Genomic DNA, 12,775 nt, shown 5'->3' with positions numbered 1-12,775 from the left:
AAAACACACAAACACACTTGATTTAAGAAAAGCACACACACACAAAAGATGTTAAAAAAAATATAATAATAATTTATAATTTTTTTAATGATGATTAAGTATCAACTGTTAGTTTTATGTTTTTTTGCTAATTTTTATTATTCTCAGGCTCCAATTGAAGCCAAAGCGCCCAATAGTTACATCTATGACATCGGGCTTGCAAATTCCAACAATTATGGCGGGATTAAAATCCCCGTAAAAAAGGCCTACGAAATGTGGTCAAAATATGAATATTTGAAATCGAATGGTGTTTCAAATCCGATTCCGGCTGGAGTTCAGTCTGCGTCAATTTACTGGGAAGATGTTCCGGGACTCGTTGAGAATGTAAGTATTGAAAACGGATCAGATCCTTCCAATTCGAAAATTTTAGTAGAAATAAATAAAGGAAGAGGAAAGGGAAATGCGGTGGTTGCTTTCAAAGTTGATGGAACAATTTACTGGAGCTGGCATATTTGGGTGACCGATAATCCTGCAAATGGAGTTTTCTACAATTATGGGATGGAATCAGATATCGACCTGAATCTTATCAATATTCAATACATGGATCGAAATCTGGGTGCGACAACCAATAGTTTTCTGGATGATCAATGGCAGAAATCGGGTGGTTTGATGTACGAATGGGGACGGAAAGATCCTTTTCCACCGCTTGTTTATAAAGATTCAAACTTTTATGAAATTTCCGGGGAAGTAGGTGTGCTAAAACATAAACAGATCGATCCTGTGAACACAATTCCTGTTCAGATAAGACCTTTTAATGAAATTGAAAAAAATATTCAGTATTCAGTTAAAAATCCTATTACTTATATTATTAACACCGATGCAACTGGTAACTGGTTTTCTAACAACAGATATAAAGTTGCAGGAGCAAGTCCGAATTATATTGCCTGGGATTTATGGTCAGATAATGCAAAAGGTGGGAATAGCAATGCAAACAGTTCCAATGCCACTTTGAAAAACGAAAGCCGGTCTTATGAATTAAAATCAGAACTGGATCCCTGCCCGAACGGGTGGCGAGTTCCTTCTTACAAAGGTAGAGAGACCCTAAATAATAACTTAGCTTTTTTTGGGAAGAATGACTGGAATAATGATGATAACGTAGTGGCGAACAGACAACTTTTCCCAAATTCTGTGAATCCGAGTTTAGATGGTATTAAAGTTTATCCAGGTTTAGGAATGGACTTTACCAATGCTCAAGGTGGCGGGAGAAATCTGGGTAAGATGGCAATTTCCGGGGGCTATGTTTATTATCCCAATTCTGCTGCACCTACTGCTCCTGTTGGGGTGACATTTCAAGATAATGCCGCAAATGGCGGTCTTTGGAGCGCAACTTTCGCGTATGATGGTGCACGACTTTTCTCTATGATCTCTGATCCTTTTCGAACGAATACAACGGTTGGTCTTCATGCGATTTATAACAATCAAACAAATCCGACAAGATCTGGTAATGCAGTAAAATGTATGAGAGACCCGAATCTTTTAAAAATAGGAGATTTTGCAACCCAGTATTTCGCCAGTGAAAAAGAAGATTATACAGATGGACTCGATAATCCGAACTCTTATATAGTTATTAATAAAACCCAGCTTAGAATCCCAGTTAGTAAAGCATTTTCCGTTTATAATCAATTGCTTTCGGATCATGAAATGCTTTCATCAAATGATTTGGTGGCAAAAGTTTTATGGGCAACGAATCCTAAATTAATTTCTTCAGTTGAGGTTAGAAATGATCCCGTAGACGGCAAATTATCAGTAATTGCTGTAATAATAAACCCTTCTCAAAAAGGTAATGCAGTAATTTCTCTTCATAATGAAATTACAGATAGTCCGGTTCTTTGGAGTTGGCATGTTTGGGTTACAGATGAAGACCCCACCCAAAACGGAGTTACTTATACTACCGAAAATCCAATTCCCGTAACATACAATTTTGTAAATCCTACCGTAAGTAAAATGCCGGCGATAAAAACTGTTTTTATGGACAGGAATCTTGGAGCAGAAAGCAGTTCATTAGAATCGAAAAAAGCTAATGGGCTTCATTATCAATGGGGTAGAAAAGATCCTATTCCAGTATTTCAGAATAATGTTTCAGAAAATATTTTCGTGTCCGATGATGTGATTGAGATATTATCTCTGCCTAATCGTTCCAAAAGTGCGAAAAGTAGTTCTTTTGGTGTTGATGGTAATGACTATAGAAACAACTATACGGATTCTTACGAGACTTATCACTCTACTAATACTATAAATCATAAGAAGGTGAGCCAGAATATTCTATATTCCGTACAAAATCCACTTCGATTTTTATATCATTCGGAAATAGGAGAATTATATGATGGGGGAAATCATTATGCAAATGATTTGACTAAAGTGAAGGATTGGGTTTCGGAAAAAAGAGGTGAAGCTGATGATCGATGGGGACATGCTGATAAAAAATCACCATTTGATCCTTGCCCGGAAGGTTGGAGAGTGCCCGATGTTTCTTTCACCAATCTTTACACAGGATCCAAAGGTAGTTCGCCGTGGTACAACGGATACCAAAATGACGCGTATGGTAAATCTGGAGTCATTCAGGATCAGTGGCATAATATTTCCACTTTCTACGGAGGAACTTTGGCAGGAACGAACGGCTGGAAATTTGAGAATTCCACCTTCAATATAGGAAATTTTCCTAGGGCAGGAATTCGTGGAGAACTTGGCGGAAATAATGTTGATGTTGTGCGATCTGGAGTTTGGACTGCCGCTTTAGCAGATTTTCACACAGGTTTTGCGTTGGCTCTACAATTCCAGGGTGATAAAATGCAAACCGGTACCGGAGTTTATCCACAAGCGGGAATGAGTGTACGTTGCGCGAAAGACGAAAATCGACTTTTAGGAACCCCGGTTTCTAAAAATAAGCCACCCGTTTTAGTTCAGCCGAATACAGAAAAGCTGGTTGCTCAACCCGAAAATAATGAGTTAAAAATTTATCCAAATCCTTTTAGAGATGAATTTTCGATCAGTAATCCTAATGCGATCAATTATGAAATATATGATTTCAGTGGAAAACTGGTTCTGAAAGGAAATGTACAGAATTCGAGAGTAAATGCTACTCAGATTCTAAACGGAATTTACCTGTTAAAAATTAAAATGAAAGACGGTTCATCAGTGACCAAAAAATTGATCAAACAATAACTAAATTTTTCAGTGAAGAGAAAGCACAATCGTTTTGGTTGTGCTTTTTTTGTTACTTTTGTTAAATATCATTTCCCTTTAACAGATCAATAATTATCAATGAATATCGAAGACATTCTCCTTCCGCCCAGAGCAATTAAAACCGAAAAATGGCAACTTGGAAATATCATTTCCAATGAAATCCCGGAAAATGGAATCGTGCTGGTTTTTTGTTCAGATTATCGCGGTTTGAAAAATGGCAATGCCGAAATTCTTGATCATAAAAAAGTTCGAAAAGAATTATATCAACTTTCAAAGCTCGATTTTGATTTGCCAATCTGCGATCTGGGAGATTTAATTTCAGGAAAATCTCATCAGGATACGCATTATATTTTGCAGGAAGTCTTATCGATGTGTCATTACAAAAACTCCATTCCTGTGATTGTTGGCGGAAGTAATGATCTGGCATTCTCCCTGTTTTCTGCTTTAAATTTTCATCAGAAAAACATCAACTACACTCAAATTTCAAATATTATTTCTCTGTCAAACGATAGCGAGGATATTAATGAAAAGAATTTTCTTTCCAAAATTTTTAGTTCTAAAGAATTCAGCCTCAAGAATTATCATCATTTAGGTTATCAAAAACATCTGAATGAAGTTGATTCTGTAAAATTGATGAAGGAAGTAGAGTTCGACGTCATTCGATTAGCTGAAATGATGAATTCTACGGAACGCACCGAACCTTTTTTTCGACGAGCTGATCTTGTTACTTTAAATTGTGATGCGGTTGAAAGTCGGGGCGATGGATTCTCGGTAAATCCGCAGGTTAATGGACTGAACAATCGGGAAATTTGCGCATACATGAAAGAGATCGGCTTGAGCGAAAACCTGAAATCTGTTGGGATCTTCAACTTTAATGCAAGTTCAGAAGAGTTTTTGAACCATCAACTTTTGGCTCAGATCATTTTTCATTTGATCGAAGGGATCAATATTCAAAAATCGCATCCTGTGGAAAGGTCGTATGAAACTTTCTGGGTCCTGATCGATGACGGTCAGTTTGCTTTTAAAAGAGACACTTTTACTAATTTATGGTATTTTGGGGAGGATGATAAAGCAGCAGATCTGATCCCGTGTTCGAGATTTGAATATGAAGAGGCGAAACGTGGTTTTCTAAATCCCCGTTTGCTAAAAAACTAAATTTTTCTTCAAACTCGGTCTCTGAATTAAAATACTTATTTTTACGCCATAAACCCCTGAATGAAAAGAACTTTACTTAAAATTTTCAATAATTCTTTTTTGCTGATAATTCTCACGGCTGTTATAAAATTGCCGCTGTTATTAACCAAAAACATTCAGGAAGATTCTTTTATAACTTGGCGTGTTGCCAGAAATCTCGTCAATTATGGCGTGATGGGTTTCAATGGTGAAGAATGGATTTCAGCTTCTACGACTCACTTGTACGTTTTAATTACTGCTTTTTTTCAGCTCATTTTTGGGGAATATTTTATTTATCCACTGCTTATTTTCAGTGGAATTCTTTTCGCAATCGGTTCTTTGTGGCTTGCAAAAATTCTTTTTCCAGATGATATTTGGAAACGCGGATTTTTCGTGGTTTTTCTAAATATGCTTCCCCCAGCACTCGCCGCTTCAGGTTTGGGCATGGAATACGGGATTTTGTTTTTCCTTTACAACGGACTTATTTATTCCGGTATTTTCAAAGGTAAAAAATGGGCTTATTTGCTCTTTCCAATTTTACTGCTTTGGACAAGAATTGATACCGTAATTTTCCTCAGCGTCTTTTTTATTGCAGATATGATCATCAGAAAAAAAATCAATTATCTCTTTATTTTAGGTGGAATTCTGGGACTTCTGTCTGTGGTTTCCTTCAATTATTTATACTTCGGAGAATTGGTAAACCATACGATTACCGCTAAAAAAGTAGCTTATAAAAACCTCATCCAGAATAATAGTTTTACTTATTTTTTGTATCAATGGGCGTATTATGGTGGTTTGATCAAGAAATATTCGATTTACACCTTTCTCGCATTTCTCGCATTTCTAATATTGCTGGGTTACTATATTTTTAAGATCGTAAAAGATCGATCGCGAATTTCATTTCAAACTAAAGTTATTTTGAGCGCGGTCGTTGTTTTTGCTTTATTAAAGATTACGGTTTTCTCCTATTTTAAAGCTTATTTCGACTGGTATTACTGGCTACCGCGGGTTTTTATGTTTGTGGTGGTTTTATATTATGTCCTTGACTTTTTACCTTTAAAAAAGAAAATTTTAATTCCAGTCACATTTTTAGTCACATTTGCTTTGTACAGTTTTCAGCTTCTGCAATCCTACACGATTGGTTATATGGAAGAACGTCAACGAATGCAGATCGCAGCGGATATCAATCAAGATCATGTGAGTTTAAAACAGTCGATTTTTCTGGAACCTGCCGGAATTATTCCGTTTTATACGAATCTTTATACGTATGATGAGGTCGGTTTGGTAGATAAAAGGATCAATGATGAAATGTTGAAAGATGAAAATTTCTGGTGGATCAATTCGGTTAAAAGATTTAAACCGAATTATATTTTGACTATTGCCAAAAAACCTGGTGAACCAAACACTCGGTACGCCATTAAACCTGAAGATAGTGCTGCATTTGACGCCAGTTATCAATTGGTGAAAGTTTATCCAATTGCAAAAATTCACGATAATGCGCCTTCAATTCTAAAATGGATTTACAAAATAAGACCGATAGGAAAAGATTATTTTCTGTACAAAATGGTGAAATAAATAGTTTTTGATGAATAAAGTTTCGATAATCGTTCCAGTTTTTAATGTTGAAAAATACCTGAGAAAATGTTTAAATTCTCTGGTGAATCAAACTTTGCTGGAAATTGAAATTTTAGTCATCAACGACGGAAGTACAGACGGATCTGCGAAAATTATCGAGGAATTTCAGGAGAAATTTCCTTTAAAAATAAAAGCTTTTAGTAAAGAAAATGGTGGTTTAAGTGACGCACGTAATTTTGGTTTAGATCGTGCAGATGGTGAATTTATCGGTTTCGTTGACAGTGATGATGAGGTTTACGAAAATATGTTTGAAGAAATGTATTCCCTGGCTCAAAGACATTCCGCAGAAATGGTGATCTGTAATCTGCAAAAAGTAGATGAAAACGGAAATGTCACGCAGAAACTGACTCAAATTCCGAATATGCCCGAGAAAATTAATTTAGAAGAAAACTTTTCTTTATTTTCGGATATCAGTTATTTCGCGTGTAATAAGATCTTCAAAAAAGAATTATTTCAGAATAAGAGATTTAAAAAAGAAGCTCATTTTGAAGATATTCAGTTGATTCCGCAATTGGTTTTAGAATGTAAAATTATTGCGCAAACGCAAGCATATCATTATCAATATTTAGAACGCAGTGATTCGATTACTAAAACGCACACCGACAAAGGTCTTGATATATTGAAAGCAGTTGAAGATGTGGAGGTTGTGTTCCGAAATTCTGTTTATTCCAATAAAATGAAGGAGTGGAAGAATTTTCAGATTTTAGAAGGGGTTTATTCTTTTCTCGCCTATCTCGCTTTTGTAAAAGACGATCAGCTTTACTTCAAAATGTCGGAGGAATTAAAAAAATTCGTCAAGAAAAATAATATTACTGCTTCAGAAATCTTTTCTTATCAGCGCTTCGGAAAGAATTATCTGTTATCTTTGCCGATACGAAAAAAAATTTATTATCTACTCTATTTTAGCAGGCAGGAGAAACTGTTGCGAAAATTAGTTTAAAAACACAATTCTGCCGATGCCAATTCTGCACCCTATTTTTATTTTGATTTTTCTCTTTCTTGCGGCAGCGAGTTACTGGGAAATTTTCAAACTAGAAAAAAAACAAAGCATATTTGTGTGGGTTGCGGGAATTCTGGTAATTATTTCTGTTGGATTCAGGATCAATGCAGGTGCAGATTATCCTGTATATAAAATGCTTTTCTCCGGTTTTGCAATTTATACCACTTACGGCGACGTTTTCGATAAAGCGCTGTTCCGACCAAATACTGAAGAAATCGAATGGATTTTTGTACTGATCAATAAAATTATTTTTGATTTTGGCCTTCCGTTCTATATCGTGACTTTTATAATGGCCCTCATTACGGTAACTTTAAAATTTACGACGATCTACAAAAATGTTGCCTATCCCTCATTAGCATTACTGTTCTACTTCATGCCGATCATGTTTTTTGAGGATTCGGGACAGATGAGGCAAGGTTTGGGAATTGCAGTTTGTGTCGCATCTTTTAAATTTATCAAGGAGCGGAACTTATTTATGTTTTTGCTCTGTATCTATATTGCACTGGGCTTTCATAAAACGGCTATCGTATTCTTGCCGGCTTACTGGATCGTGAAAATTCCGCTCAACAGTAAAAGAATTTTTTGGATCTTAGTGGCTTCTTTACTTGCTTCTCCTTTTGAGCTGTATCGTTTAGGAGGAAGCTTTTTTAGCAGCATTTCGCCCGACGATGTTTCCGGAGCATACACCGGTTATTTAGATGATCGATATTATGGGACACAGGTTGAAACGGGATTAAATGATATTGTGAAATTATTTTTCATCGTCATATTAATAAAATATGATAAGAAAGGCTGCGAAGAGGTTTGGTGGTATGAGTATATGAGAAATCTCTCGGTTTTCGGGCTGGCTTTATTTTATATCTTTCGGTCAAATGAGATTTTCGCGGTGCGGCTTCCCGGAGCTTATATGTTTTTTGTAACGATGTTTTGTCTAAGCAATTTGGTATATGCAGTAAAAGGTCAAACAAGACAGATTCTTTATCTTGGATTTATGGCGTATTTTGTCGCAATGTTTTTTTATTTTGGAAGTGGTAATGGTCATCGTGGTGGCTTTACCATCGATCGATATACGAATGCACTTTGGTAGCAAGAAATGAATGAATTAAAAGAAATTATCACAGAAACAGGAATTCCGCAGTTTTATCTTAAATTGGGACTGGGCATGCTGTGTTCCTTTTTACTGACTTTTTTATCGATCCCAACCATTGCGAAAATTTCCAGACGGAAAAATTTGATGGATGAACCTGGATCCCGAAGTTCCCATTTACGGAAAATACCTAATTTAGGTGGAATTGCAATTTTTTATTCGTTGTCGGTTTGTGCTTCTATTTTCGCTTTTGAATTGTTCGATCTCTATAAATTTTTATTCGCCTCTTTGGTCATCTTGCTTTACATCGGCGTGATGGACGATATTGTGGTCATGCGAGCGTACAAAAAATTATTTGCCCAAATTATTGTAACGGCTTTGATGGTGATCGGTTCTGATGTGCGCATCCGAAATTTCTTTGGTCTTTTTGCGATCTATGAACTTTCTTATTTTTTTAGTGTGGTCATCAGTATTTTTACCTTTATTGTTTTAATTAATGCTTTCAATTTAATTGATGGGATTGATGGTTTAGCAGGAGGATATTCAATTATTTGCAGTGCTTTGTTTGGTATCAGCTACTTTCGGCTTGGGCCTTATAATTATCCTTTGGTCATCCTTTCTGCCGTAATTATTGGTTCCGTAGCTGGGTTTTTGTATTATAATTTATCAAATTACCGGGCTAATAAAATCTTTATGGGCGATACAGGTTCTATGATTCTGGGTTTTCTGTTAGCATTTACCGCGATTTGTTTTATTGATATTTTCATCGATAAAAAACTTCCGGAGGTTCCAAGATATTATTTGCAGTCGGCGCCTGCAATCGCGATGGCGATTCTTATTCTTCCAATTGTTGATACGCTAAATGTATTTATTGTGAGACTTTCCACAGGTAAATCACCTTTTGTTGCAGATAAGAATCATATCCATCATTCCTTACTGAATCTAGGATTAACGCACAGACGTTCTACTTTTTATATTATAGTATACTATCTTTTTATTGTTGCCGTTGCCTACTACTTTAGACATCTCAATGTGAACCTTTTGCTGGTTGTCATCGTCGCTTTGGGATTCATTGGCGCTTATATTCCGAGATTTATTTTAGCAATTAGAAAAACAACCAATTAATTATTGTTATTTTTGTAAACTACACCCTATAACTGATGAAAATTAATAAACTTCTACTCTTTTTTATTTTACCATTTTTGCTTTACTCTTGCACCACTACCAAAGATGTAAGATATATGCAGCCCAATGAAAATCTTGTCATCGATGGGGAAGGTCTGGTTCCTTACAATATTCCGATCTATCGGGTGACCAAAAATGACATGTTGAATTTGAATATTGTCACAACTCCGAAAGGGGATGCGGCGCAATTTTATTCGATGCTCAATGCTCCTTCAGGAATAGGCGGAACTGCGACTGGGGCCGGCTCTGGCTCAGTACAAGGTGGATCGGGTTCACAAAGCGGGAACTCTAATTTTTATTTTAGTGGATTAAAAGTTGATTCTAAAGGCGACGTCAATATCATGGGAATTGGTTTTGTAAAAGCAGAAGGAAGAACGATTGAAGATATCACGCAGGAAATTCAGACACGCGTTAACGAAAATTTTGTGGAAGGCAAATCTGAAGTTCGTCTAAACACCGATGGGATCACGTATTATATTTTAGGCGATGTAGAAACCGTAGAGATCAGCGGTGAAAAGAAAGCACATAAAAATACTTTGACCATCACAGAAGCAATTGCGAGTAATGGTGGATTAAATCGCACAGTAGATCGTACTAATATCGTCATACACCGGAAATTACCTGAAGGAATAAAAATTGCAAAAATTGATCTGACCCGGGAAGATGTTATGAATTCTCCCTACTATTGGGTGCAAAATGGAGACGAAATTTTTCTGAATACCCGATCCAAAAACTTAAACGGATTAGGAAAAGATCCTATACAAACTTTAACTACCGGAGTTTCGGTAATTACTACCGCGATCTCAATTTACTTAATTTTAACAAGACTCTAAGATGATTCCGGGAAAAGAAAATTTAGAAAGATCGGGCAGCACCCAAACTGAGAAGGAAGGTGCTTTTGCGCTTTTCGATTTCGAACACTTTTTACGAAGAGTCATAAAAAACTGGTATTGGTTCGTCTTGATGGCAATTTTAGGATATGGTATTTCCTGGGTGTACAGCAAATATTATGCACAGCGAATTTATGCGTCTAACCTGTCGCTAAGTATTTCTAATAATACTGCGAGCTATTTCACGCCAAATCAGTCGATCAATTTCATTTGGGGACAAAATAGTAATCAAGATGGGATTTATCTGAAAAAAATGCTCTTGTCGCGATCGCATAATGAATATTTGGTGAAGCAACTCGATCTGTATGTTAATTACACCACCAAAGGTCTCATCAAGCAAACTTATCTGGATAAATACGATTCTCCTGTTTTTTTGGAAATTGACAGATCCCACTTGCAGCAGGTTAATTATTCCATAACGCTGATTCCGAAAGGTGGCGATCGCTATGAAGTTGTTTTGCCAGATGAGGGCGAAACGACTTCGCTGTATTCTTTTGCTACAGAAAATTTCAGCAATGTTTCCCGTTACAGCAGACCTGCAAACAAAGTAATTGCTGTTAATGAATGGTATGTTTCGCCGAATTTAAAATTTAAACTGGTAAGAAATCCGCAACCGAGCCAGATCAAATTTGATAATATTATTTTTTCACTTTCTACTGTAAATCAGACTGTAAACAGCTTAGTTTCTACGATCGGCGTTGATTTCGATAAAGAAATTAATACGATCATGATCATTTCAAAAAGTGGTTATAATTTAAATGGAACGGTTAATTTTCTAAATACGTCGGTTGATGAATTGCAAAAAAAGAGATTAATTGACAGAAATACCGTTGATAAAAACACGGAGAATTACCTTTTCGATAATCTGGCAAAAATTCGGAAAAAATTAGATTCCAGCGCGACCCTTCTTAATCAAATGAAAATTACAGAAGGATTATATGATATCAAAGACCGTGACGAGAAATCGCTGCAAAGAATTAAAGATCTCGAAACTAAAAAAGCCGTGATCATTACGAAGATTAATTCTTTAAACAATATAAAAAACACACTGGCTTCTCAAAATTTGGACCGTATGATCAGTATGAACGCGGCGGGAATCGAAGATGGTTCTTTCAATGCAACAGTTTCCGAACTGAAAGCTTTGTATCTGAAGCGAAGAGAACTTGCGCTAATTTATACGCCGAATTCGGAGCCGATGCGCGAAATTAACAGGTTGATCAATGAAGCCAGAGGAAATTCAACAGGTTCACTCAAAAATTATTACACCAGTTATTTAAATGAACTTTCCAAAATTGATCATCAGATCGCAGGGGAAAGCGCAGACTTAGTAACTTATCCGGAAAAAGAACGTCGATATCTGGATGTTGAGCGCGGCTATAACATGATCGAAGCCACTTATAACAGTTTACTCACCAAACAGAATGAAACGCAGATTCGGGTAGCGACGAACAAATCAGATATTACCGTTATAGATAACGCAAAAAATCTTGGTCAAGGTCCGATCGCGCCAGATGTGAAAAAAACTAAATACACCATTATTGGCGGTTTGTTGCTTTTGCCACTCTTAATTTTAGGGCTTTCTGAAGCTTTGGACAATAGAGTTCGGAATATCAAAGAACTACTTCAGGCGACCAGAATTCCACTTCTTGGAGTGGTCGGAAAAAATACGCATGAAAATAATCTTACTGTTCTGGATCAACCTCGATCTTCAATTTCTGAAGCTTTCAGGGGAATTCGAGCCAATTTGAGATTTCTGCACAAAGAGAATGATCAATCCAAGGTAATTCTTGTAACTTCTTCTGTGGGTGGTGAAGGTAAAACGTACGTGTCGATCAACATTGCGTCAGTTCTCGGATTAAGTGGAAAGAAAACCATCTTACTCGGAATGGATTTAAGAAAACCTAAAATTTTCGGAGATTTTAAAATTGACAATAAATACGGTATCTCGAATTACCTCACGGGTGAAGTGAAGATGGAGCAGATCATTAATAAGACCCGAATTGCTGATCTCGATGTGGCAACCTCTGGTCCGATTCCGCCAAATCCTTCAGAACTTTTGATGAGTCAGCGTAATGTTGAATTTATTCAGGAGTTAAAAAATCATTATGATTTTATCATTATCGATTCGCCGCCGGTTGGTTTGGTTGCTGATTCATTTGAACTGATGAAATATGCAGATGCCAGTATTTATGTGGTAAGACATGAATATACCGAAAAATATATGTTGAAAATGATCACCGAGAAATATCATAAACATGAAGTGCAAAATCTGGGCTTGGTTTACAATGATTATCAGTCGCAGCAAGGTTATGGATATGGTTACGGGTATGGTTACGGATATGGGTATGGTTATTTTGATGAAGATAAAAATTACAGGGAACCAACCCTCATTAGAGTTAGAAATAAATTAAGAAAACTTTTCGGCAATACTTAAGATTAAAACCCTCACAACGGAGGGTTTTATTTTAGTGAAATCATAAAAACATTTAATTATCGTTTTTAATTCAAAAAATTATGCTTTTTTGAGGGTATTTAACTAAAAATTAAGAATTTCCTTAAACTAAAATTGTTTTATATTTGCAA

Annotated in this window: 8 protein-coding genes; all 8 read left to right on the top strand. The window is 36.2% G+C overall.

The genetic code is table 11. The annotated features are described in order from the left end of the window. The first annotated feature begins 87 nt into the window (after nucleotides 1–87). The 8 genes from IV494_RS09895 to IV494_RS09860 all read left to right on the top strand — a co-directional run bounded on the left by IV494_RS09895 (nucleotide 88) and on the right by IV494_RS09860 (nucleotide 12,626). Nucleotides 88–3,201, top strand: a complete 3,114-nt coding sequence (locus IV494_RS09895; protein ID WP_196079978.1) for a T9SS type A sorting domain-containing protein — start codon at nucleotides 88–90, stop codon at nucleotides 3,199–3,201. Nucleotides 3,202–3,300: 99 nt separating this feature from the next. After that, nucleotides 3,301–4,377, top strand: coding sequence for an arginase family protein (locus IV494_RS09890; RefSeq protein WP_196079977.1), 1,077 nt, complete (start codon nucleotides 3,301–3,303; stop codon nucleotides 4,375–4,377). A 129-nt stretch (nucleotides 4,378–4,506) separates the two neighbouring features. Next, entirely contained in the window at nucleotides 4,507–5,970 is a 1,464-nt protein-coding gene (locus IV494_RS09885; protein ID WP_196079976.1) for a hypothetical protein, read from the top strand. Nucleotides 5,971–5,980: 10 nt separating this feature from the next. Continuing rightward, nucleotides 5,981–6,970 carry a glycosyltransferase family 2 protein gene (locus tag IV494_RS09880; RefSeq protein WP_196079975.1) on the top strand — a complete coding sequence of 330 codons (990 nt, stop codon included), beginning with the start codon at nucleotides 5,981–5,983 and terminating at the stop codon, nucleotides 6,968–6,970. 16 nt (nucleotides 6,971–6,986) lie between these two features. Beyond that, complete coding sequence (locus IV494_RS09875) at nucleotides 6,987–8,117, top strand: EpsG family protein (protein ID WP_196079974.1); 1,131 nt, start codon at nucleotides 6,987–6,989, stop codon at nucleotides 8,115–8,117. A gap of 6 nt (nucleotides 8,118–8,123) precedes the next feature. Further along, the gene (locus IV494_RS09870; protein ID WP_196079973.1) at nucleotides 8,124–9,242 is read left to right on the top strand and encodes a glycosyltransferase family 4 protein; all 1,119 of its coding nucleotides are present in this window, start codon (nucleotides 8,124–8,126) and stop codon (nucleotides 9,240–9,242) included. Between the two features lie 35 nt (nucleotides 9,243–9,277). Beyond that, complete coding sequence (locus tag IV494_RS09865) at nucleotides 9,278–10,135, top strand: polysaccharide biosynthesis/export family protein (protein ID WP_196079972.1); 858 nt, start codon at nucleotides 9,278–9,280, stop codon at nucleotides 10,133–10,135. A 1-nt stretch (nucleotide 10,136) separates the two neighbouring features. Further along, a complete protein-coding gene (locus IV494_RS09860; RefSeq protein WP_196079971.1) occupies nucleotides 10,137–12,626 on the top strand; it encodes a polysaccharide biosynthesis tyrosine autokinase in 2,490 nt (829 codons plus the stop codon). Nucleotides 12,627–12,775 lie beyond the last annotated feature (149 nt).

Source organism: Kaistella gelatinilytica (genome assembly GCF_015679325.1).
GTDB lineage: Bacteria > Bacteroidota > Bacteroidia > Flavobacteriales > Weeksellaceae > Kaistella > Kaistella gelatinilytica.
The sequence above is the reverse complement of the archived record's forward strand: the minus strand, read 5'-3'. Positions and strand labels throughout refer to the sequence as shown.

What these genes read in the sequence shown, in the direction of transcription:
- IV494_RS09895 (WP_196079978.1), top strand. Translation starts at nt 88, where the DNA reads ATGATGATTAAGTATCAACTGTTAGTTTTATGTTTTTTTGCTAATTTT.
- IV494_RS09890 (WP_196079977.1), top strand. Translation starts at nt 3,301, where the DNA reads ATGAATATCGAAGACATTCTCCTTCCGCCCAGAGCAATTAAAACCGAA.
- IV494_RS09880 (WP_196079975.1), top strand. Translation starts at nt 5,981, where the DNA reads ATGAATAAAGTTTCGATAATCGTTCCAGTTTTTAATGTTGAAAAATAC.
- IV494_RS09875 (WP_196079974.1), top strand. Translation starts at nt 6,987, where the DNA reads ATGCCAATTCTGCACCCTATTTTTATTTTGATTTTTCTCTTTCTTGCG.
- IV494_RS09870 (WP_196079973.1), top strand. Translation starts at nt 8,124, where the DNA reads ATGAATGAATTAAAAGAAATTATCACAGAAACAGGAATTCCGCAGTTT.
- IV494_RS09865 (WP_196079972.1), top strand. Translation starts at nt 9,278, where the DNA reads ATGAAAATTAATAAACTTCTACTCTTTTTTATTTTACCATTTTTGCTT.
- IV494_RS09860 (WP_196079971.1), top strand. Translation starts at nt 10,137, where the DNA reads ATGATTCCGGGAAAAGAAAATTTAGAAAGATCGGGCAGCACCCAAACT.